Source organism: Streptomyces sp. JLBT605, from assembly GCF_058215555.1.
Genome location: NZ_CM177087.1, coordinates 4,668,753 through 4,690,279 on the forward strand (window position 1 = coordinate 4,668,753; position 21,527 = coordinate 4,690,279).

17 protein-coding genes and 2 tRNA genes are annotated in these 21,527 nt (G+C 70.1%); 10 read left to right on the forward strand and 9 right to left on the reverse strand.

What is annotated here, in order from left to right; translation table 11 throughout:
* Positions 1-57 precede the first annotated feature (57 nt).
* Both AC4BDD_RS20315 and pepN read right to left on the reverse strand, forming a co-directional pair.
* Positions 58-1,257, reverse strand: a complete 1,200-nt coding sequence (locus AC4BDD_RS20315) for a hypothetical protein (RefSeq protein ID WP_490686880.1) — start codon at positions 1,255-1,257, stop codon at positions 58-60.
* Positions 1,258-1,423: 166 nt separating this feature from the next.
* A complete protein-coding gene (gene pepN, locus AC4BDD_RS20320) occupies positions 1,424-4,054 on the reverse strand; it encodes an aminopeptidase N (RefSeq protein ID WP_490686881.1) in 2,631 nt (876 codons plus the stop codon).
* A gap of 261 nt (positions 4,055-4,315) precedes the next feature.
* Here pepN and AC4BDD_RS20325 point away from each other — a divergent pair, with 261 nt between their 5' ends.
* A complete protein-coding gene (locus tag AC4BDD_RS20325; protein WP_490691856.1) occupies positions 4,316-4,888 on the forward strand; it encodes a mycothiol-dependent nitroreductase Rv2466c family protein in 573 nt (190 codons plus the stop codon).
* Positions 4,889-5,091: 203 nt separating this feature from the next.
* Here AC4BDD_RS20325 and AC4BDD_RS20330 read toward each other — a convergent pair whose 3' ends face one another.
* The 3 genes from AC4BDD_RS20330 to AC4BDD_RS20340 all read right to left on the reverse strand — a co-directional run bounded on the left by AC4BDD_RS20330 (position 5,092) and on the right by AC4BDD_RS20340 (position 8,933).
* Entirely contained in the window at positions 5,092-5,733 is a 642-nt protein-coding gene (locus AC4BDD_RS20330; RefSeq protein ID WP_490686882.1) for a superoxide dismutase, read from the reverse strand.
* Between the two features lie 189 nt (positions 5,734-5,922).
* A complete protein-coding gene (locus AC4BDD_RS20335; protein WP_490686883.1) occupies positions 5,923-7,353 on the reverse strand; it encodes an amino acid permease in 1,431 nt (476 codons plus the stop codon).
* Between the two features lie 170 nt (positions 7,354-7,523).
* Positions 7,524-8,933, reverse strand: coding sequence for an amino acid permease (locus AC4BDD_RS20340; protein ID WP_490686884.1), 1,410 nt, complete (start codon positions 8,931-8,933; stop codon positions 7,524-7,526).
* Positions 8,934-9,346: 413 nt separating this feature from the next.
* On the opposite strand from AC4BDD_RS20340, the gene AC4BDD_RS20345 reads away from it, so the two are divergent.
* Complete coding sequence (locus AC4BDD_RS20345; protein WP_490686885.1) at positions 9,347-9,946, forward strand: biotin transporter BioY; 600 nt, start codon at positions 9,347-9,349, stop codon at positions 9,944-9,946.
* Between the two features lie 81 nt (positions 9,947-10,027).
* On the opposite strand, the gene AC4BDD_RS20350 is transcribed toward AC4BDD_RS20345, so the two are convergent.
* A complete protein-coding gene (locus AC4BDD_RS20350; RefSeq protein WP_490686886.1) occupies positions 10,028-11,491 on the reverse strand; it encodes an amino acid permease in 1,464 nt (487 codons plus the stop codon).
* Between the two features lie 226 nt (positions 11,492-11,717).
* On the opposite strand from AC4BDD_RS20350, the gene AC4BDD_RS20355 reads away from it, so the two are divergent.
* Together AC4BDD_RS20355 and AC4BDD_RS20360 are read left to right on the forward strand one after the other, a co-directional pair.
* The gene (locus AC4BDD_RS20355; RefSeq protein WP_490686887.1) at positions 11,718-12,206 is read left to right on the forward strand and encodes a ribose-5-phosphate isomerase; all 489 of its coding nucleotides are present in this window, start codon (positions 11,718-11,720) and stop codon (positions 12,204-12,206) included.
* 19 nt (positions 12,207-12,225) lie between these two features.
* Positions 12,226-13,035 (forward strand): Fpg/Nei family DNA glycosylase, encoded by an 810-nt coding sequence (locus AC4BDD_RS20360; protein ID WP_490686888.1) that lies wholly within the window; start codon positions 12,226-12,228, stop codon positions 13,033-13,035.
* Positions 13,036-13,076: 41 nt separating this feature from the next.
* Here the strand turns inward: AC4BDD_RS20360 and AC4BDD_RS20365 are convergent, their stop codons facing one another.
* A complete protein-coding gene (locus tag AC4BDD_RS20365) occupies positions 13,077-14,312 on the reverse strand; it encodes a GNAT family N-acetyltransferase (protein ID WP_490686889.1) in 1,236 nt (411 codons plus the stop codon).
* A gap of 128 nt (positions 14,313-14,440) precedes the next feature.
* On the opposite strand from AC4BDD_RS20365, the gene AC4BDD_RS20370 reads away from it, so the two are divergent.
* A complete protein-coding gene (locus tag AC4BDD_RS20370; protein WP_490686890.1) occupies positions 14,441-15,580 on the forward strand; it encodes a PP2C family protein-serine/threonine phosphatase in 1,140 nt (379 codons plus the stop codon).
* 99 nt (positions 15,581-15,679) lie between these two features.
* On the opposite strand, the gene AC4BDD_RS20375 is transcribed toward AC4BDD_RS20370, so the two are convergent.
* Entirely contained in the window at positions 15,680-16,870 is a 1,191-nt protein-coding gene (locus AC4BDD_RS20375; RefSeq protein ID WP_490686891.1) for an acyltransferase family protein, read from the reverse strand.
* A gap of 576 nt (positions 16,871-17,446) precedes the next feature.
* Here AC4BDD_RS20375 and AC4BDD_RS20380 point away from each other — a divergent pair.
* The gene (locus tag AC4BDD_RS20380) at positions 17,447-17,641 is read left to right on the forward strand and encodes a hypothetical protein (RefSeq protein WP_490686892.1); all 195 of its coding nucleotides are present in this window, start codon (positions 17,447-17,449) and stop codon (positions 17,639-17,641) included.
* A gap of 168 nt (positions 17,642-17,809) precedes the next feature.
* Here AC4BDD_RS20380 and AC4BDD_RS20385 read toward each other — a convergent pair.
* Positions 17,810-17,883 (reverse strand) — tRNA-Gly (locus AC4BDD_RS20385).
* A gap of 173 nt (positions 17,884-18,056) precedes the next feature.
* On the opposite strand from AC4BDD_RS20385, the gene AC4BDD_RS20390 reads away from it, so the two are divergent.
* From AC4BDD_RS20390 to AC4BDD_RS20405, 4 genes are all read left to right on the forward strand, one after another.
* A tRNA-Pro gene (locus tag AC4BDD_RS20390) sits at positions 18,057-18,133 on the forward strand.
* 173 nt (positions 18,134-18,306) lie between these two features.
* Positions 18,307-19,710, forward strand: coding sequence for a trigger factor (gene tig / locus AC4BDD_RS20395; protein WP_490686893.1), 1,404 nt, complete (start codon positions 18,307-18,309; stop codon positions 19,708-19,710).
* 298 nt (positions 19,711-20,008) lie between these two features.
* Positions 20,009-20,611: an ATP-dependent Clp protease proteolytic subunit gene (locus AC4BDD_RS20400; RefSeq protein ID WP_490691857.1), complete on the forward strand. Its 603-nt coding sequence runs from the start codon at positions 20,009-20,011 to the stop codon at positions 20,609-20,611.
* Between the two features lie 61 nt (positions 20,612-20,672).
* Positions 20,673-21,350 carry an ATP-dependent Clp protease proteolytic subunit gene (locus AC4BDD_RS20405; protein WP_490691858.1) on the forward strand — a complete coding sequence of 226 codons (678 nt, stop codon included), beginning with the start codon at positions 20,673-20,675 and terminating at the stop codon, positions 21,348-21,350.
* The last annotated feature ends 177 nt before the right edge of the window (positions 21,351-21,527 follow it).

The following is a 21,527-nucleotide window of genomic DNA, read 5'->3' on the forward strand; positions in this document are numbered from 1 at the left end:
CCGACGCCGGGCCGCGCGCGGCGGCCGGGGCCGGTCCGCCACGCGGATCCTCCGTGCTCATCGCGGCACCACGATGACGTATCCGGCCGGCTCCAGGTCGTCCGAGGCCATCAGCGCGGTACGGATCACCGCGGCCTGGTCCGCGGGAGCCTGCCGCAGCCGCTCCGGGGTGACCTGCACGACGGTGATGCCCAGGCGCGCCAGCTGCTCGTGCTTGCGCGCGATCCGCGGCGGCGGGACCTCCGCACCGGGCCGGTCCGGCCGCATGACCAGCTCCAGGGCCACCGCCTGGTCGGGCCAGTAGGCGTCCACACCGCCCAGCCGCGGGCCGCCCGGCAGCCGCAGCGCCACGTTCCACAGGGGCTGCGGCAGCCGGTAGGCACGCACCATGTCGTACAGCCGGCCCTCGGCGACCGCCCGCCCCTCGGCGAGCACCGGCTCCACCGCGTTCGCCACCTGCGGCCGGGTCAGCAGCCGGCTCCGGCCCAGCTCCCGCACGATCGCCGCCGCCTCGCAGTGCGCGCCGCGCACCGCCTCGGTCAGCAGCTCGCGCACCGCCGCGCCGTCGGCCATCCGGCCGACCGCGTCGGCCAGCGCGCGGGCGACCGGGGCGGTGGGCACCCCGGCGATGTTCTCGGGCTCGGGCAGGGCGTGGCCGCGGACCACCCGGACGAATCCGGTGGAGCGCAGCCGCCGGGTGCGGGGCACCAGCACATCCACCTGGTCCAGGGAGGACAGCGGGGGAGCGGAGGAGAAGTGGTGCAGCGCGAGTGCGGCCAGGCCGGTGATCATCGCCGGACCGTAGGGCCGATACGGGGCGGCTGGGGTGGGGGACGGTGGTGCGGGGGCCGCTGATGTCGGCGCGGCGGGGGCCGGCGGTGCGGGAAGGGTGGGAGCCGGGGAGGTGGGCAGGGCGTGGGCCGGTGGGGTGCCGGGGTCCCTGCGGACCGAGATCGTGCGCGCGGGCGGTACCCGGTCCGCCGGCGCGGCGGTCCGGCCGAGGGTGTAGAGGAGCGCGGCGTGCATCAGCTCCTCACCGGTCGGCGGGCCGGGGTGGAGCAGATGGATCCCTGGCAGCAGCTGCTGCCAGGGACCACCGGGGCGGCAGCGTGCGGCGATGGTCGCGGGCGAGATGCCCCGCGCGCGCAGCTGTCGGGTGGTCAGCACCCGGCGCCGGACGTCGGAGAGGTGCTGGACGGCGCAGGGCGGGAACGGGATGGGGGTCTCCCCGCCGGGGGCAGCGGAAGCGTGGTTCATGCTCCCGCCATTCCCGTGCCCGCTCCGCCCGCTAACCGCTGTTACGAGCTCGTCGACAAACCAGGACAACACCGTCCTAAAGTACGGGCGTTCGAATGCCGAATAGCCTCGCTCGCCGAAAGGTGCCCAAGGCTGCTGACCGGCACGCCTTCTTCGGTCGCTCCGGTCAGCGCTCGGCCCTGGCGTCGCACTCCTGTGCGCGCAGCGCGCGCGCCAGATCGTCGCGCGCCTCCATGACCAGCCGGCGCAGCGCGGGCGGGGCGTCCGGGTGCCCGGCCAGCCAGGCGTCGGTCGCCGCCAGCGTCTCGGCGTCGTCCTGGAGGGCGGGGAAGAGCCCACGCACGATCGCCATCGCGATCTCGATCGACCGCTGCTGCCACACCTCCTCGATCGCGGCGAAGTACCGCGGGCCGTACGGCGCCAGCAGCTCCCGCTGGCCGGACTGGGCGAAGCCGGAGATGGTCGCTTCCACCAGGGCGTTCGACAGGGCATCGGACTCCACGACCGCTGCCCAGGCCTCCGCCTTGACCTCTGTCGAGGGCCGGGCGGCCAGGCAGCGCGTCTGGTGCCGCTTGCCGGAGGCCGTGTCGTCGCGGGCCAGCTCGGCGGCGATCACCGACTCGTCCACCGCGCCGTGCGCGGCCAGCGGCTCCAGGAAGGTCCAGCGCAGCTCCTGGTCCACGTCCAGCCCGTCGATCCGGGCCGTGCCCTCCAGCAGGCCGCGCAGCAGCTGGAGCTCGCTCTCCGCGGTCGCGGTCTGCGCGAAGAACCGCGCCCAGGCCAGCTGGTGGCCGCTGCCCGGCTCGGCGAGCCGCAGCTCGCGCAGCGCGCCCTCGCCCACCTCCGCGCCGGCCCGCTCGCGCCATTCGGGGGCGGTGTAGTGGACCAGTGCGGTGTACGCCCACGCCTGGACCATCTGCAGCACCCCGATGTCGCTCTCCGCCCCGGAGAAGCGCAGCACCAGATCGAGGTAGTCACGGGCGGGCATCAGCCCGTCCCGGGTGAGGTTCCACAGGGCCGACCAGGACAGGGCGCGCGCCAGCGGGTCGGTCAGGTCGCCCAGGTGCTTGCGCAGGGTGGCCAGCGATTCGGCGTCGAAGCGCACCTTGCAGTAGGTCAGGTCCTCGTCGTTGACCAGGATCAGCTCGGGACGCTCGGCACCGATCAGCTCCGGCACCTCGGTGCGCGGCCCGGTGACGTCGATCTCGGCGCGGGCGTACCGCACCAGCGCGCCGTCGGACGCCTGCCTGCGGTAGAGGCCGACCGCGACCCGGTGCGGCCGCAGTGTCGGATCGGCCGCGGACCCGGCCGGCTGGTGCGGGGTGTCGGCCGCCTCCTGGAAGACGGACAGCTCGGTGACGCGGCCGGCGGAGTCATAGGTCGCCTGCGGGGTGAGCACATTGACCCCGGCGGTCTCCAGCCAGGCCCGGGACCAGGCCGTCATGTCCCGGCCGGAGGTCTCCTCCAGCACCGACAGCAGGTCGGTCAGCCGGGTGTTCCCGTAGGCGTGGGCCTTGAAGTAGCGTCGGGCGCCCTCCAGGAAGGCGTCCCGGCCGACATAGGCCACCAGCTGCTTGAGCACGCTGGCGCCCTTGGCGTAGGTGATGCCGTCGAAGTTGAGCTTGGCGTCCTCCAGGTCCCGGATGTCCGCGGTGACCGGGTGGGTGGACGGCAGCTGATCGGCGCGGTACGCCCATGCCTTGCGGCGGTTGGCGAAGGTGATCCAGCCATCGGTGAAGCGGGTGGCCTCCACCATCGAGAAGGAGCCCATGAAGTCCGCGAAGGACTCCTTGAGCCACAGGTCGTCCCACCACTCCATGGTGACCAGGTCGCCGAACCACATGTGCGCCATCTCGTGCAGGATGACGTTGGCCCGGTGCTCGTACGCGGCCTGGGTCACCTTGCCGCGGAAGATGAACTCCTCACGGAAGGTCACACACCCGGGGTTCTCCATCGCACCGAGGTTGTACTCCGGCACGAACGCCTGGTCGTACTTCCCGAAGGGGTACGGGAAGTCGAAGTGGTCGTGGAAGAAGTCCAGGCCCTGCTTGGTGACGGTGAAGATGTCGTCCGCGTCGAAGTGCTTGGCCAGCGAGGCCCGGCAGAGCGCGGCCAGCGGGATGTCGAGGACCGTGCCCCCGTCGAAGGTGCGGCGGTAGTGGTCCCGCGCCACGTGGTACGGGCCGGCGACGACGGCCGTGATGTACGTCGAGATCGGCTTGGTCTCCACGAAACTCCAGGTCGCCGCCCCCTCCCCGGCCGGCGCCGGCTCTTCCGCCCGCTCCCCGTTGCTCAGCACGGTCCACTCCTGGGGGGCGGTCACCGTGAAGGTGAAGGGCGCCTTGAGGTCCGGCTGCTCGAAGTTGGCGAAGACCCGGCGGGCGTCGGCCGGTTCGTACTGGGTGTAGAGGTAGACCTGGCCGTCCTCGGGGTCGATGAAGCGGTGCAGACCCTCACCCGTCCGGCTGTACGCGCACTGCGCGTCCACCACCAGGACGTTCTCCGCGGCCAGCTGGTCGAGCGCGATGCGGGTGCCGTCGAACACCTGCGCAGGGTCCAGCTCCCGGCCGTTGAGCACCACCGAGCCGACGCGGGGGGCGAGCAGATCCACGAACGTCGCCGCGCCCGGCTCGGCCGCGCGGAAGCGGATCGTCGTCCTCGACCGGAACGTCCGCGGCCCGGTGCCCTCGTCCGGGCCGACCGCCGACCGCAGATCGAGCGCCACGTCGTAGGCGTCCACGGTCAGCAGGCGGGCCCGCTCACGGGCCTCATCACGGGAAAGATTGGCACCGGGCACGACGCGGCTCCTCGTCACTGTCTCGAAGGTCGGACGTCAGGAATCATTTCACGCTGCGTTACGGACAGTCATCGGGGAAATCCCGGACAGTCATATGGGGGACGGGTGGGGGAATGGAGGTGACGGCGATGGCGTTCCCCCTCACGAAGCACGCAGCCTGACCGCCCCTGAGGAGCGACTGTGACCGACATCGAGACCGCGGCCGAGACCGCCCGGACCCCAGCCGACTTCTGGTTCGACCCGCTGTGTCCCTGGGCCTGGATGACCTCCCGCTGGATGCTCGAGGTGGAGAAGGTGCGCCCGGTCGAGGTCCGCTGGCATGTGATGAGCCTCGCCGTGCTCAACGAGGACAAGCTCGACGAGCTGCCCGAGGGCTACCGGGAGCTGCTCCGCACCGCCTGGGGGCCGGTCCGGGTCTGCATAGCCGCCGAGAAGAAGCACGGCAGCCAGGTGCTCGGCCCGCTCTACACCGCCCTGGGCACCCGCTTCCACAACCAGGGCCTGGAGCGCAGTCACGAGACGATCGTCGCCGCCCTGGAGGAGGCCGGCCTGCCCGCCGACCTCGCGGACGCCGCGCACTCCGACGCCTTCGACGCCGAGCTGCGCGCCTCGCACAAGGCGGGCATCGACCTGGTCGGCCAGGATGTCGGCACCCCGGTCATCGCGGTGCCCGGCGCGGACGGGGAGCAGATCGCCTTCTTCGGGCCGGTCGTCACCCCGGCGCCCAAGGGCGAGGAAGCCGCCCGGCTGTGGGACGGCACCCTGATGGTCGCCTCCGTCCCCGGCTTCTTCGAGATCAAGCGGACCCGGACCGCCGAGCCCAGCTTCGACTGACGTAAGAAGGTGCGTCGGCCCCGGCTTCCGGGTTCTCGATCCCGTCCGGCGCACGCACGAGCACAAGACCGGGAAGGGCCCCGCACGCATCGGACGTGCGGGGCCCTTCGCTCCGCCTGCCACGTGAAGGGTGAGAAGACGATCACGAGCAGGACGCCATGAGTGACCCGCGCCCACCGGCGCGGGTCACTTCGGTCAAGGGGTCAGGGCGCGAGCAGCAGCACGTCGGCGCGCTCCTTGGCCGCCGCGTACCGCTTCGCCACGTCCTGCCAGTTGACCACCCGCCACATGGCCTCGATGAAGTCCACCTTCTGGTTCTTGTACTGCAGGTAGAAGGCGTGCTCCCAGGCGTCGAAGACCAGGATCGGGACCGAGCCCTGGCCGACGTTGCCCTGGTGGTCGTAGACCTGCTCCACGATCAGCCGGCCGGAGACCGGCTCGTAGGCCAGTACGCCCCAGCCGGAGCCCTGCGTGGTGGCGGACGCCTTGGACAGCTGGCTCTTGAACGCGGCGAACGACCCGAAGCTCTCCGCGATCGCGTCGGCCAGCTCGCCGACACCGTCCTTCTCCAGGGGCTCGCCGCCGCCGTCGCCGGACATGTTCTGCCAGTAGATGCTGTGCAGGATGTGCCCGGACAGGTGGAAGGCCAGGTTCTTCTGCAGTCCGTTGACCGCACCCCACGCGTCCTTCTCCCGGGCCTCCGCGAGCTGCTCCAGGGTGTCGTTCGCACCCTTGACATAGGCCGCGTGGTGCTTGTCGTGGTGCAGCTCGATGATCTCGGGGCTGATGACCGGAGCCAGCGCCGAGTAGTCGTACGGAAGTTCAGGAAGTGTGTAGATGGCCATACCGACCCCTCCGAGCCCTTATTGCAATCAACTTGCAAGTGCACGCTATCAGCAGAAGTGATCTCCGCCGGGAAGCGGGAGCGGAACTCAAGGCCAAAGACCGAAGGCGGGGCGGGTCCTTGGATGTAGGACCCGCCCCGCCTCACGAGGTGGTGTGCGCTGTCGTCAGCGCGTCGGCTTGAGCGACCGTCAGCGCTGCGGCTGCTTGCCGGCGGCCTTCTGCCGGATCAGGCCGATGATGACCAGGGCCACCGCCAGGCCGGAGGAGTAGATCAGCTGCTCCCGGGTGTCGTCCTGGCGGGCCATCAGGGCCAGGAAGGTCAGCACGCCGGCCAGCGCAACCCAGGTCAGGTACGGGAAGGCCCACATCCGCACGACCAGCTTCTCGGGCGCCTCGCGCTCCAGGCGCTTGCGCATCTGGAGCTGGGAGACCGCGATGAAGCCCCAGACGATGAGCACCACGGCGCCGATCATGTTGGCCACCCACACGAACACCTTGTCCGGCGACCAGTAGTTCAGCAGCACGGTGACGAAGCCGAAGACACAGGAGGCGGCCACCGCCAGGCGCGGCACCCCGCCGCTGACCTTGCCGAGGAAGGCGGGGCCCTGGCCGCGGGCGACCAGCGAGTACGCCATCCGGGACGAGCCGTAGATGTTGGCGTTCATCGCGGACAGCAGCGCGGCCAGCACCACGAACTTCATGATGTCGCCGGCCGCCGGCACGTCCAGGACGTTCAGCACCGAGACGTACGGGCCGTCCGCGACGACCTTCTTGTCGTCCCACGGGATCAGCATCACGATGACGAGCATCGAGCCGATGTAGAACAGCGCGATCCGCCACATCGCGGTGCGCACCGCGTTCGCCACGCCCTTGACCGGGTTCTCCGACTCGGCCGCGGCGATGGTCACGGTCTCCAGACCGCCGTAGGCGATCACCGAGGCGACCAGACCGACCACCAGGCCGTCGACGCCGTTGGGCATGAAGCCGCCGTGGCCGGTGAGATTGTCCGTGCCCGGCGCGTCCGTGCCCGGCAGCACGCCGAAGATGGCCAGCGCGCCCAGGATGAGGAAGAGGCTGATCGCGGCCACCTTCAGCGCGGCGAACCAGAACTCGAACTCACCGAAGTTCTTCACCGACGCCAGGTTGGCGGCGAGGAAGACGATCATGAAGGCCAGCACCCACATCCAGGACTCGGTGTCCGGGAACCAGCCGGTCATGATGCCGGCCGCGCCGAGCGCCTCGACGCCGACCGCGAAGGTCAGCAGCGTCCAGTACATCCAGCCGGCCGCGAAGCCGGCCCACGAGCCGAGCGCCCGCTCCGCGTAGACCGAGAAGGACCCGGTCGCGGGGTTGGCCGCGGACATCTCGCCGAGCATCCGCATGACCAGCATCACCAGCAGGCCGGAGAGCGCGTAGGCCAGGACGATCGAGGGTCCGGCGGCGGCGATACCGAGACCGGAACTCACGAACAGTCCGGCGCCGATCACACCGCCCAGGGCGATCATCGACAGGTGGCGCTGCTTCAGGCCGTGGGACAGGGGGGTGCCGGTGCCCTGAGGGGTCGTGCCGGTGGTCTCGGCATCGCGCTCTGGCGCGGCGGACGCAGGTGTCCGGTTCATAGATCTTTGTGTCCATTACGTGAGAGCGGAGCGGTCCTGAGCGCCCTCAGTGTGGGGTGCGTGTCCGCTCAGGACAACACTTCTGGCAGTGCTGTCTGAATATCGGACGCGGAAATCACGCTCCGTACCCGACCGATCGTCAGGTTGGCAGAAAAGAAACGGGTGGCCGATCAGCCCGCGCGGGACCGCAGTTCGCGCAGACCGGCCACGAGCAGCACCGCGCCGGTCGCGCCCGCCGACCACAGCACCTGCGGACGGGCGGCGTCATGGTCGAGCATGAGCACCAGCACGGCCCCGATGCCGGCCAGGGAGACCCAGGTCAGCCAGGGGAAACCCCACATCCGCAGGACCAGTTTCTCCGGCGCCTCGCGCTCCAGCCGACGGCGCAGCCGCAGTTGCGAGACGGCGATCAGGGCCCAGACGAAGAGCAGTACCGCGCCTACGGCGTTGAGCAGATACGCGAAGATCGAATCCGGCCACTTGAGATTGAGCAGGACCGAAACGAAACCGAACGCGACCGAGGCCAGTACCGCCAGGCGCGGCACCCCGCCCGGAGAGACCGCCAGCAGGGCGCGCGGCGCCTCTCCGCGCTCCGCCAGCGAGAAGAGCATGCGGGAGGAGCCGTAGAGGTTGGCGTTGAGCGCGGACAGCAGCGCGACGAACACCACGATGTTCATGATCTGCCCGGCCTGCGGTACCCCGAGGTGGTCCAGCACCGCGACATACGGGCTCTCCCCCGGCTTCATCGACGACCAGGGCAGCAGGGTGACGATGACCAGCATCGAGCCGATGTAGAAGAAGAGGATGCGCCACATGGCACTGCGCACCGCCCGGCCCACCGCGCGGGCCGGATCGTCGGACTCCGCGGCGGCGATGGTGAGGACCTCCAGGCCACCGAAGGCGAAGACCACCGCGAGCACCCCGGAGACCACGCCGCTCCAGCCGCCCGGCAGGAAGCCGCCCTGCCCGGTGAGATTGGCCAGCCCCACCGGATCGCCCGCGTAGGTGCCGGAGGCCGGCAGCAGGCCGAGGATCGCGAGCAGGCCCAGGCCCAGGAAGAGCACGATCGCGGTGACCTTCAGCGCGGCGAACCAGAACTCGAACTCCCCGAAGTTCTTCACCGCGGCCAGGTTGGCCAGGGTGAAGACCACCATGAACAGCAGCACCCAGCTCCACTGCGGGACCGACGGCAGCCAGCCGTGCGCGATCCGCGCCGCCCCGGTCGCCTCCACCGCGAGCACCACCACCAGCATGAACCAGTAGAGCCAGCCGACGCTGAAACCGGCCCAGCGGCCCAGCGCCCGCTCCGCGTGCACCGAGAAGGCCCCCGAGGCGGGCATCGCCGCGGACATCTCGCCCAGCATCCGCATCACCAGCGCGGCGAGCGCGCCCGCCAGCAGATACGAGACGACGATCCCGGGCCCGGCCACCGCTATCCCCGCGCCCGAGCCCACGAACAGCCCGGCGCCGATCACCCCGCCCAGGCCCAGCATCGTCAGGTGGCGCTGCTTGAGCCCGCCGCCCAGCGGTTCGGTGGCGGGCTCGGTCGAGAGCGTTTCCGCGGAGGGTGCGTGGTGCATGGGTGGTGCTCGTTCACTCTCGGGTAGCTGTGCCCGGCCTCAAGCGCGCGCGTACCGGCGCCGCGCCCGAGGGCTTTGGGGGGACTCCACAGTCTCCCCATGGGGAGCCTTGATGCGCAAAACCACCGGCCAGTGGCGGTGCGATCGTGAGAAGTCTCACGTGACCTGCTGGAATAGCCGCCAGGTTGGGGCTGTGAGTGCCTCGGTGATGAGGCGAACACACCAAGTCGGCCGCCCCGCCTTTGTGGTCTGTCAACGGTGATCAGTAGATCGCTGCCGGGTTAACGTCGCCGTGTCCCACAGCGCTTCAGGCATCGCTTGAGTCATCGCGCGTCTCATGGCGTGCGCCCTGACGCATGACGCCGTGTCATGGCGCTGCCGGTCCCATGTCAGCCTCACCCCGGGGAGAACCGATGAGCTCCGCCTCTGTCCCAGCCCACCGCACCGGAACGGTCCTGGCCGACCTGCTGTTCCCCGCCCACCGGGTGCTCGCCCGCGACGCCGCGCTGGTGGTCGGTGGCGCCGTGCTGACCGGCCTGGCAGCGCAGATCTCGGTGCCGGTGCCCGGCTCCCCGGTGCCGGTGACCGGCCAGACCTTCGCCGCGCTGCTGGTGGGCACCTCGCTGGGCGCGGGCCGCGGTTTCCTCTCCCTCGTCCTCTACACCCTGGCCGGGATGGCGGGCATGCCGTGGTTCGCCGAGGGCGAGTCCGGCGCCATGATGCCGTCCTTCGGCTATGTGCTGGGCATGCTGCTGGCGGCCACCGTGGTCGGCTCGCTGGCCCGCCGCGGGGGCGACCGCGGGGTGCTGCGGACCGCCGGCACGATGGTGCTCGGGTCCGCGATCATCTACGCAGTCGGCGTGCCGTACCTGGCGGTGGCCGCGGACCTCTCGCTGAGCGAGGCGGTGGCCGCCGGGCTCACGCCGTTCCTGCTCGGGGACGCGCTGAAGGCGGCGCTGGCGATGGGCGCGCTGCCCACCGCCTGGAAGCTGCTGGGCCGCCGGGAGGGCTGAGCCCCCCTGCGCACCCCGCGCACCCCGCGCATACGGCAGGGGCCGTCAGCACACGCTGACGGCCCCTGTGCGTTTCGCGGGTCAGAGGGTCTTGCTCTCCGCCGCGTCGACCGGCTCGTGGCCGGCCTTCTTGCTCAGCAGCTCACGGCCGAACGCGATGGCGAGCACCACCACGGCGACCAGCACCGACAGGCTCACGACCTCGCGGTTGGCGTCGTCGAAGAACATGTAGCCGATCACGAAGGTGATCATCGCGATGGTCGCCCAGGTGAGGTACGGGAAGAGCCACATGCGGACGATCAGCTTCTCCGGGGTCTCCCGCAGGATGATCTTGCGCATCCGCAGCTGGGTGATGCAGATCACCAGCCAGACGAAGAGCGCGACCGCACCCGAGGAGTTCAGCAGGAACTGGAAGACCGTGTCCGGCCACTGGTAGTTGAACCAGACGGCGATGAAGCCGAAGACGACCGAGCCGAGGATGGCGGCCATCGGGACGCCGCGGCTGTTGGTCTTGGCGAAGACCTTCGGCGCGTCACCGCGCTGGCCGAGCGAGAAGGCCATCCGGGAGGCGGTGTACAGGCCGGAGTTCAGGCAGGACAGCACGGCGGTCAACACGATGACCTGCATGATCGTGCCGGAGTGCGGGATGCCGATCGAGTTCAGCGAGGCGACGTACGAGCCGTCCTTGGTGATCGCCTTGTCGTTCCACGGCAGCAGGGTCAGCACCACGAAGATCGAGCCGAGGTAGAAGACCGCGATCCGCCAGATCACGCTGTTGGTGGCCTGGGTGACCGCGCGCTGCGGGTCCTCCGACTCGCCGGCCGCCAGGGTGACGATCTCACTGCCCATGAAGGAGAACACGACCATCAGCACACCGGTGAGGATGGCCCCGGCGCCGTTGGGCATGAAGCCACCGGCGTCGGTGAGGTGGGACAGACCCGCGCCCTCGTTGTCCGAACCCGGCAGCACGCCGAAGACGGCCAGACCACCGACGATCACGAACGCGGCGATCGCGACGACCTTGATACCGGCGAACCAGAACTCGAATTCACCGTAGGAGGAGACCGAGACCAGGTTGGTCGCGGTGAGCACCACCATGACGATCAGCGCCCAGCCCCACTGCGGGACGCCGGGCATCCACTTCTCCAGGATCTCCGCACCCGCGGTGGCCTCGACGGCGAGCACCACGACCCAGAAGAACCAGTAGAGCCAGCCGATGGTGAAGCCGGCCCAGCGGCCCAGCGCCCGGTCCGCGTACGCGGAGAAGGAGCCGGAAGTCGGGTTGGCGGCCGCCATCTCACCGAGCATCCGCATGACGAACACCACCATCGCGCCGACGAGGGCGTACGACAGCAGAATCGCGGGGCCGGCCTTGGCGATGCCGGCGCTGGAGCCGACGAAGAGGCCGGCGCCGATCACGCCGCCGATGGCGATCATGGACAGGTGGCGGTTCTTGAGCCCTGCCTTGAGGCCGTCCGGTCCGGGCGCCTGACCGGGGTCACCGGAAGGTGTGCCCACCGAAGTGGTCACGGGCTGTGCGCTCATGGGGCACATTCCTTTGCACTGGGGTCTTGAGCGACGCCAGTGAATCTCAGGAGAAGGAATAGATGAACCTTTGAATCCGGATCGTTACTTGAGGTTCTCATGAGGTTCGTTGGTCATCAAGGAATTCCGGGGTATCCGGAATAGCAAATTCCCCTGGTGGAGGGGCCCGTCCAGCGCCGAACCACCCGGCGCGCCCGAGCCGCGATAGACATGTCACACTCGTCCCATGCGCGTGTACCTCGGCTCCGATCATGCCGGTTTCGAACTGAAGAACCACCTCGTCGAGTGGCTCAAGGACAACGGGCACGAGCCCGTCGACTGCGGTCCGCACATCTATGACGCCCAGGACGACTACCCGCCGTTCTGCCTCCGTGCGGCCGAGCGGACCGCCGCCGACCCGGCCAGCCTCGGCATCGTGATCGGCGGCTCGGGCAACGGCGAGCAGATCGCCGCCAACAAGGTCAAGGGTGTGCGCGCCGCGCTCGCCTGGAGCGAGCAGACCGCCGCGCTCGGCCGCGAGCACAACAACGCCAACGTGATCAGCATCGGCGGCCGCATGCACACCCAGGAAGAGGCGACCAAGTTCGTCGAGGTCTTCCTGAAGACCCCCTACTCGGGCGACGAGCGGCACACCCGCCGCATCGACATGCTCAGCGCCTACGAGACCACCGGCGACCTGCCGCCCATCCCGGCCCACCACCCGCAGCAGGACTGACGCGCCGGAAGCAGGGCCGATGCCGGAAGGGCACACCATCCACCGACTGGCCGCCGACCACTTCGAGAGTTTCGGCGGCCGGTCCGTGCGCGTCACCAGTCCGCAGGGCAAGTTCTCCGACGGCGCCGCGCTCGTCGACGGCCAGGTGCTCCAGGCCGCGGAAGCGCACGGCAAGCACCTCTTCCTCGGCTTCCCCGCCGCCGGCTGGATCCACGTCCACCTGGGCCTGTTCGGGAAGTACGGCTTCGGGGACGCGCCCGCGCCACCACCGACCGACACCGTGCGGTTGCGCCTGGCCACCCCCGAGGCGTACGCCGATCTGCGCGGCCCCACCACCTGCGCGCTGATCACCGACGCCGAGAAGACGGCGATACACCAGCGGCTGGGCCCCGACCCGCTGCGCCCCGCCGACGACGGGGAGGGCGCCTGGGCCAGGATCTCCCGCAGCCGGACCTCGATCGCCGCGCTGCTCATGGACCAGAAGGTGATCGCGGGCGTGGGCAACGTCTACCGCGCCGAGGTGCTCTTCCGGCACGGGATCGACCCCTACCGGCCCGGCCGCGAGCTGACCCGCGCCGAGTGGGACGCCATCTGGGCCGACCTGGTGCTGCTGATGCGCGAGGGCGTGGCGAACAACCGGATCGACACGGTCCGCCCTGAGCACACCCCCGAGGCGATGGGCCGGCCGCCGCGCGTGGACGACCACGGCGGCGAGGTCTACGTCTACCGCCGGGCCCAGCGGCCCTGCCATGTCTGCGGCGGCGAGGTCCGCACCGCCGGCCTCGCCGCCCGCAACCTCTTCTGGTGCCCGGAGTGCCAGAAGCGCTGACGCCTGCCCGCACCGTGATCACCGGGTGATGGCCCCGCGGGTCAGAAGCTGTGCGGCAGCCAGGGGGCCACATCGCCGCCGAAGGCCGCCGACGCCTGCGCCAGCGCACCCGGCCGCAGCTCGGTCACCCGGCCGGCGCCGGCCAGCGCGGAGAGCCGGACCCCGCCCAGATACGCCGCGCCCAGCTCCCGGACGCCCAGCCGCAGATCGGCCGCGGCCCCTGCCACCGCCCGCTCGCACACCGCGCCCGCGGCGTCGCCGGTCAGCCGCCACCGCCCGGCGTTCCACGGACAGAAGGAGTCCTCCACCTCCAGCACCAGGTCCACCGGGGCCGCGTAGCTCCGGGCCGCCAGCGCGGCAGCGACGTCGACCAGCCGGAGATGGAGCGCGTCGCGCACCCCCACCCGGCACCGCCGAATGTCCGAAACCGCATGCATCCAGGGGGCGTCGACCGGGCAGCTTCGCACCTTCAGCGTGGATGTGAGGTCGATGTCGAAGAGAAAACGGAAGAGCGCGCCGTACGACGCCGGATCCAGCGCCTCCAGATCGCGCAGCACCACCGTGCCCTTCGCCCCCGCCGCGTCCCAGTCCGGATGGACCGCGTAGCGCGCGTATCCGGTCACCTCGCCGCCCGTCTCGGCCAGCACGCACAGCAGCTCCGAGGCACCGTGCCGGTCCGACGCCGGATCCAGCACCGGCAGCCGGTCCCAGCCCGGGGCGCGCGCCAGCATCGCCGGCCGGCTCCCCACCCGCCGCTCGTACACCGCCTCGCACACCTTCCGCGCGGCCTGAGGCCCGGCCATCCGCAGCCGCACCGCGTCGGTGCCCGCCGGCACCGCGAGCCGCACCCGGCTGGTGTCGATCTCGGCGCTGACCGCCTGGGTGGCGATGCCGTAGCCGAACCGGCCGTATATCTGCGGCTCGGAGGCGGTCAGCCCGGCCAGCGGCTCGCCCGCCGACCGCACATCGGCCAGCTGTCGCTCCATCATCGAACGCAGCACCCCGCGACGCCGGTGCGTCGGCTTCACCCCGACCATCGTCACCCCGGCCGTCTCCACCAGCGCTCCGCCCGGCACCGTCATCCGGAAGCTGAACGCCCCCGCGGCCCCGACGATCTCCTCCCCGTCCCAGGCCGCGATCGACCGCTCGACCTCGGTGAGATCGCGCCACAGCGCCTGCTCCTCCGGGGATTCCGGAACACCGCCGAAGGCGAGGTCCAGCATCCCGTACCACTCATCCCAGTCGGCCGGCCGCAGCGCCCGCAGTTGAGTCGTCATGGGCTCATCCCTACCAGCGGCCCCTAGGACAGGCGAACGTATTTCGCTTCCGCTTTCCCCTCTTGTCGGGCGGTCCCGAGGACCGCGAATCGACGCGCGTCCAAATGGGTGGGTAGGGTCCCGATGCAATGGCTGGCGGAGGTGCGGACACGCTGACGGCCCGGATGCGCAAGGCGATGCACCGGGTCCGCACCGGCGTGCGCAAGGCCGGAGTCGACCAGTTCCGCGGCGACGGCTCGGACTGGCTGGCCCTGGCCACCCTGCTGCTCGCCATCCCGGCCATCGCGATGGGCACCATCGCCCAGCCCGACTGGTGCTCGCCCGCCGCCCTGGTGCTGCCGATCGTGGCGGGCGGACTGCTGCTGCGGCCCGCCAGCCTGCTCGCCCTGTACGCGGCGGCGGCCGCGGCGCTGATCGTGGAGTCCGCCGTCATCGGCCCCTACCCCGACGGACCGGACCGGGTCACCCCCGGCACCATCCTGGTGGTGGCCGCGGTCGGCTTCTTCGGACTGCTGATCGCGCAGTTCCGCAGCCGGGTGGGCGTGCCCTGGAGGCGCGGCGGCACCATGCTCTTCGACCTGCGCGAACGCATCCGGGTGCAGAGCAAGCTGCCCCGCCTGCCGCGCGGCTGGCACCGCGAGATGGCGCTCCGCCCGGCCGGCGGCCAGTCCTTCTCCGGCGACTTCGTGGTGGCCGCCCGGACCAACGGCGGCCGCACCCTGGAGGTCGTCCTCACCGACGTCTCCGGCAAGGGCATGGACGCCGCCTCGCGCGCCCTGCTGCTCTCCGGGGCCTTCGGCGGACTGCTGGGCTCGCTGCCCCCGCACGGCTTCCTCCCGGCCGCCAACGGCTACCTGCTGCGCCAGGACTGGGACGAGGGCTTCGCCACCTCCGTCCATCTCGTCCTGGACCTCGACAGCGGCGACTACGAGCTGCTGTCGGCGGGCCACCTGCCGGCGCTCCAGCTGAACGCGGGCAGCGGAAAGTGGGAGGAGAAGGCGGCGGACGGGCCGCTGCTCGGCGTCTACGACGGGGCCCACTTCGACCCGGTCAAGGGCACCCTGCGCCCCGGCGACGTGCTGATGCTCTTCACCGACGGCCTGGTGGAGACCTCCGACCGCGACATCACCGAGGGCATGGACCGGCTCACCGGCGAGGCCGACCGCTATGTCTCGCCCGGCTTCCACGGCGCGGCCTGGCATCTGATCGAAGCGGTCGCCAAGGACGTCAACGACGACCGGGCGCTGCTGCTGATCTGCCGCGACTGAGCCCGCCGGGCCGATAGACGAAGCCTCGTCGGGCAGATGTGACGAAGCCCCGCCGGCCGCCCGGCGGGGCTTCGTCGCGGGTGGACCAGGCGGCGCCGGTCAGCGGGTCGCGCGGTGCCGGGCCTGCTCGGCCGGGTCCTTCCGGAAGGCCCACTCCATCTTCGGCTCCATCGCCCAGCGGAACGCTCGCTGCACCGGTGGTGTGCACAGCGCGGTGACGACCACGGCGGCGGCGACCGTGACGGTGATCTCACCCAGCGGGGTGTGCAGCCACGGGTACTCGTCGAACCAGCCCCAGAAGCGCGAGCCCTTGGCGAGGAAGCCGTGCAGCAGATAGCCGTAGAGCGTGCCGGCGCCCAGCGTGGTGAACCACATGTGCCGTCGCGGGACCCAGGAGAGGAAGGAGACCACCAGCACCATCGAGCAGAGGAACATCGCCGTGGTCATCACCGGGCCGGTCCACGGCGGGGCGCCCAGCTCCTGCACGCTGTCGCGGTGGTAGAACCACGCGGAGTTCATCCGGGGCGCGGCCCAGTAGGCGACCACCACGGCGCAGGCGAAGGCGGGCACGGACAGCAGCCGCACCTCGCGGCGGCGCATCAGCTGGAAGTGCTCGGGCTTCATCGACAGGCCGATCACGAAGAACGGCAGGAACTGCAGCACCCGCTGGAGATCGAGGTCGTCGCCGATGTCGGGCGAGACCGAGGCCAGCGCGGCGACGGCCAGGGAGAGCGGGATGGGCCAGCGGACCAGCTTCCAGATCGGCGTGGTCATCCGCCACACGAAGAGCGCGACGAGGAACCAGGTGAGGTACCAGGGGTCGAGCAGGCTGAAGTCGTACGTCGGGTCCTCGTCCGCCCACCGCTTGAAGAAGGTGTACGCCACCTCGAACAGCAGATACGGCACCGCGACGCCGGTGATCAGCCGCTTCAGCCGGTCCGGGCGCATGTCGAAACTGCGCGAGAAGTAGCCGGAGATGAGGATGAACGCCGGCATGTGGAAGGTGTAGACGGTCATGTAGAGCGCCTCGGCGGCGCGGCTGCCGTCGGTCAGCGGCTCCCAGGAGTGCCCCATGGCGACCAGCACGATCGCGAGGTACTTCGCATTGTCGAAGAACGCGTCGCGCTGCTTGGCCGGCTTCGCTCCACCGGCGGCGGCCTGCCCGGCCGCGCCCGGGGCGTCGTGCTGCCGGGGTGGGCCGCCGTGCGCGGCCCGGTCCGCCACGGGCGGCTCCTGGGCGGGCGGGAGCGGTGACCTCTGGTAGCCGTGGGGGCTGAGTGAGTTCGTCACCGGCCCTCCCATCCGGAACCAGCGGAAAGCACCGTGGACCGCACTGCGCGTCGGGAGACGAGGGCACCGTGGAACATCTGAGGCACGATAGCGGCGAAACCACTATTGAGTAAAACCCCGTTGAGCTTGTCTTTGCTTATCGGGCGATTTTCATGCGGCCACGTTGATATATCGAGCCGATCTGTCTGGTCTGTACGATTTCATCCCGCTTAAACGGGGCATATGCCCCGCAAGCGGCTCTGGTGAAATGTCCAAATCAATGGTGTTTTGGGGTCACGCGCGAGGATCTCGCAACGAATTCGTGAATTCCCTTCACGGACCCTGGAGGCGGCCCGGGAATTCGACTCCGTACACGTCCCCTAATGGTGTTCGGCGTCACTTCCGGGCGGTCGTCGTGTCACTCGATCGAGGTGCGCCCGCGGTGTTGATCGATGGCTGTCGATCGCCCACTCGCCCCCGATGCGGGGCGAGTTGATGGCACGATGGACCCCGCGGGGGGTGTGCGGGGAATGTGTGCCCCCCGGGCCGGTAATGACGTGTGAGACGTGTGGCGACCGCGAGGGCGAGTGATCAGTTGTGGCCATTTCCCTGTCCCTGGTGCTGCTGGTCGGCATCATCCTTGTGCTGATGATCCGAAACGGCCAGGTCAAGTGGGGTCCGGCGCTGGTCGCCGCGCTCTTCGGATTCCTGCTCGCCTCCACCGACATGGCGCCTGACATCCAGGAGTTCCTGGACGGCGTCGCGGACGCCATCGCGGACATCAACCCCTGATCCCGGGCCCGCCCGCGCCGCCGGGCGGGCGCCGCCGCGTCGCGAAAGCAAACGATCGAACGCGGCTTTCGGGCCGCAGCGGGTGAACGCCGGCGGGAGAACCGGGTCAACCCCGGTGAACGCCAACGGCCCGGTCCGGGGAATCCCCCTGACCGGGCCGTGAGCCTGTGGAGCGGGCGACGGGAATCGAACCCGCGTAGCCAGTTTGGAAGACTGGGGCTCTACCATTGAGCTACGCCCGCGCGCGTCGGCCGATCGTCCGCACAGCGGCGGTGGCGCATCGGCACGCACTGCATCGTAGCGGGTCCGCGGCGTCCGGCGCACACCGCGCCCTCACCGAGCCGACCCTGGGGCGCCCACGTGGAAATGCGGCGGCCGGAGCGTCCCCGGCCATGTACCCTACGTGTCGCACCGACGGGGTGTGGCGCAGCTTGGTAGCGCGTCCGCTTTGGGAGCGGAAGGTCGTCGGTTCGAATCCGGCCACCCCGACCATCATCACCGGCATCAATCCGGCTCGGTCCCACAAGATCGCGTTGTGGGCGCGATCCTCCTTGCGGTTACTATGCAAACTGCGCGTCTGTGTCTCTCTACCGGGCGCGATCCGCTGAGGCGCTGAACCCAGCGCCGGCAGAAACCGAGAAGTCAGCCCCCAAGGAGACCGAACCGTGAAGAGCGCCGTGGAGACCCTGAACCCGACTCGGGTTCGGCTCACTGTCGAGGTGCCCTTCGAGGAGCTCAAGCCCAGCCTCGACGCGGCGTACAAGAAGATCAACCAGCAGGTCACCGTCCCGGGTTTCCGCAAGGGCAAGATCCCGGCCCGCGTCATCGACCAGCGGTTCGGTCGCGGCGCCGTGCTGGAGGAGGCCGTCAACGACGCGCTCCCGAAGTTCTACACCGAGGCCGTCAACGAGGGTGAGCTCAACCCGCTCGGCCAGCCCGAGGTGGACATCACCGAGCTCAAGGACAACGAGCTGCTGACCTTCACCGCCGAGGTGGACGTCCGCCCGGCCATCGAGATCCCGGACTACTCCGGCATCGAGGTCACCGTCGACGCCGTCGAGATCTCGGACGAGGACGTCGAGAAGGCCGTCGAGGCGCTGCGTGAGCGCTTCGCCACCACCTCCGCCGTCGAGCGCGAGGCCGCCGAGGGCGACGTCGTCGTCATCGACCTGGAGGCCAAGGTCGACGGCGAGGTCCTGGAGGACGGCGTCGCCAAGGGCGTCAGCTACACCATCGGCTCCGGTGAGCTGCTGGACGGCATCGACGAGGCCGTCACCGGGCTCGCCGCCGGTGGCACCGCCACCTTCACCTCCGAGCTCAAGGGCGGCTCCGCCCAGGGCAAGGAGGCCGAGGTCAAGGTCGACGTCACCGAGGTCAAGGCCCGCGAGCTGCCCGAGCTGGACGACGACTTCGCCCAGCTGGCCAGCGAGTTCGACACGCTGGACGAGCTGAAGGCCGACAGCCGTGAGCGCCTGGAGCGGTCGCGCAAGTTCGAGCAGGCCACCCAGGCCCAGGAGAAGGTGCTGGACGCCCTCCTGGAGCTGGCCGAGGTCCCGATCCCCGAGAAGCTCCTCGCGGACGAGATCCAGACCCGCAAGCACAACCTGGAGCACCACCAGCTCGGTCAGATGGGCCTGAACCTGGAGGGTTACCTCAAGATCCAGGGCAAGACCGCCGAGGAGTTCGACGCCGAGCTCAAGGCGCAGGCCGAGAAGGGCATCAAGACCCAGTTCATCCTCGACGAACTGGTCAACAAGGAGAAGCTGTCGGTCGGCCAGGAGGAGCTCACCGAGCACCTGATGCGCCGTGCCCAGTCCTCCGGCATGTCCCCGGACCAGTTCGCCCAGGCCGTCGTCGAGGGTGGCCAGGTGCCGATGCTCGTCGGCGAGGTCGCCCGCGGCAAGGCGCTGGCCGTCGTCGTCGAGGCCGCCAAGGTCACCGACAGCAACGGTGAGGTCGTCGACCTCGAGGACGAGGACGAGTCCGAGGCCGCCGAGATCGTCGCCGAGACCGAGGGTGCCGAGGCCGCTGCCGCCGACGAGGAGTCGGCGGAGAAGTCCGAGAGCTGATCCAAGCCCTCGCCCCGCCCTCACACGGCTCGCACGGGCCCGGACGCCATCACGCGTCCGGGCCCGTTCGCGATCCCGGGGGCGCCCACCGCCGAAGCGTGACCGTGGGAGACGGGGGGCCGACCCTGCGCTCAGAGCGAACAGTTCCTGATGCGGGATGGCGCCCGCCCACCAGCGCGTTAGGGTCCGTAGATACGAGGGCAGGGGAGTCCCCGTAAAGCCCCGGTAGAAGCCCGACGAAGATGCTGAGACGGCGCGTCGCCGTCAGAGACGAGCAGGTGGACACGTGACGATTCCGATGCCTTCCGCCGCCAGCGAGACCAACCTCGGTGGCCTCGGCGACCAGGTGTACAACCGACTGCTCAACGAGCGGATCATCTTCCTGGGCCAGCCGGTCGACGACGACATCGCCAACAAGATCACCGCGCAGCTGCTGCTGCTCGCCGCGGACCCGGAAAAGGACATCTTCCTTTACATCAACTCCCCGGGCGGCTCGATCTCGGCAGGCATGGCGATCTACGACACCATGCAGTACATCAAGAACGACGTGGTCACCATCGCCATGGGGCTGGCGGCCTCGATGGGCCAGTTCCTGCTGAGCGCGGGTACCCCGGGCAAGCGCTTCGCGCTGCCGAACGCCGAGATCCTGATCCACCAGCCCTCCGCGGGCCTGGCGGGTTCCGCCTCGGACATCAAGATCCACGCAGAGCGGCTGCTGCACACCAAGAAGCGGATGGCGGAGCTCACCGCCTTCCACACCGGCCAGACGGTCGAGCAGATCACCAAGGACTCCGACCGCGACCGCTGGTTCTCCGCCGAGGAGGCCAAGGAGTACGGCCTGATCGACGACGTCATGAGCACGGCCACCGGAGTGCCGGGCGGCGGCGGCACCGGCGCCTGAGCCCATGCCGCAGCGCAGCCAACCTCAGCCCACTGCTCAGACCAGGACGGTGAACCCCCAGATGATCAACTTCCCCGGCGGCGGCCTCCAGACCCCTCCGCAGACCCTCTACACCGGCCCCACGGCCGAGTCGCGGTACGTCGTCCCGCGCTTCGTGGAGCGCACCTCCCAGGGCATCCGCGAGTACGACCCGTACGCCAAGCTCTTCGAAGAGCGCGTGATCTTCCTCGGCGTGCAGATCGACGACGCCTCGGCCAACGACGTCATGGCGCAGCTGCTCTGCCTGGAGTCGATGGACCCCGACCGCGACATCTCGATCTACATCAACTCCCCGGGCGGCTCGTTCACCGCGCTGACCGCCATCTACGACACGATGCAGTTCGTCAAGCCCGACATCCAGACGGTCTGCATGGGCCAGGCGGCCTCCGCCGCGGCCGTGCTGCTCGCCGCCGGCACGCCCGGCAAGCGGATGGCGCTGCCCAACGCCCGCGTGCTGATCCACCAGCCGTACAGCGAGACCGGCCGCGGCCAGGTCTCCGACCTGGAGATCGCGGCCAACGAGATCCTGCGGATGCGCTCGCAGCTGGAGGAGATGCTGGCCAAGCACTCCACCACGCCGATCGAGAAGATCCGTGACGACATCGAGCGGGACAAGATCCTCACCGCTGAGGAGTCCCTGGCGTACGGACTGGTCGACCAGATCGTGTCGACCCGCAAGACCTCCGTCGGCCTGGGCTGACACCCCGGCGAGGTACCCCCTTGGACCGAGTCGGTCCAAGGGGGGCCCGCATACCGGGCCCGGCAAGGTACCTTCATAGGGGCTGGGCACCTGCCCCCAGGCGAAGAAGCAGCAAAGCGCAGCGCAAGCACCCGGGTCCGTTGAGCGAAGCGGATCCCAGGCGAAGGGGAAGCACCT

Excerpts from the sequence above, each read along its gene's own strand:
- AC4BDD_RS20315 (WP_490686880.1), bottom strand. The coding sequence starts at position 1,257 with ATGAACCACGCTTCCGCTGCCCCCGGCGGGGAGACCCCCATCCCGTTC.
- AC4BDD_RS20325 (WP_490691856.1), top strand. The coding sequence starts at position 4,316 with ATGACCTCCCGCTGGATGCTCGAGGTGGAGAAGGTGCGCCCGGTCGAG.
- AC4BDD_RS20330 (WP_490686882.1), bottom strand. The coding sequence starts at position 5,733 with ATGGCCATCTACACACTTCCTGAACTTCCGTACGACTACTCGGCGCTG.
- AC4BDD_RS20335 (WP_490686883.1), bottom strand. The coding sequence starts at position 7,353 with ATGAACCGGACACCTGCGTCCGCCGCGCCAGAGCGCGATGCCGAGACC.
- AC4BDD_RS20340 (WP_490686884.1), bottom strand. The coding sequence starts at position 8,933 with ATGCACCACGCACCCTCCGCGGAAACGCTCTCGACCGAGCCCGCCACC.
- AC4BDD_RS20345 (WP_490686885.1), top strand. The coding sequence starts at position 9,347 with ATGAGCTCCGCCTCTGTCCCAGCCCACCGCACCGGAACGGTCCTGGCC.
- AC4BDD_RS20350 (WP_490686886.1), bottom strand. The coding sequence starts at position 11,491 with ATGAGCGCACAGCCCGTGACCACTTCGGTGGGCACACCTTCCGGTGAC.
- AC4BDD_RS20355 (WP_490686887.1), top strand. The coding sequence starts at position 11,718 with ATGCGCGTGTACCTCGGCTCCGATCATGCCGGTTTCGAACTGAAGAAC.
- AC4BDD_RS20360 (WP_490686888.1), top strand. The coding sequence starts at position 12,226 with ATGCCGGAAGGGCACACCATCCACCGACTGGCCGCCGACCACTTCGAG.
- AC4BDD_RS20365 (WP_490686889.1), bottom strand. The coding sequence starts at position 14,312 with ATGACGACTCAACTGCGGGCGCTGCGGCCGGCCGACTGGGATGAGTGG.
- AC4BDD_RS20370 (WP_490686890.1), top strand. The coding sequence starts at position 14,441 with ATGGCTGGCGGAGGTGCGGACACGCTGACGGCCCGGATGCGCAAGGCG.
- AC4BDD_RS20400 (WP_490691857.1), top strand. The coding sequence starts at position 20,009 with ATGCCTTCCGCCGCCAGCGAGACCAACCTCGGTGGCCTCGGCGACCAG.
- AC4BDD_RS20405 (WP_490691858.1), top strand. The coding sequence starts at position 20,673 with ATGATCAACTTCCCCGGCGGCGGCCTCCAGACCCCTCCGCAGACCCTC.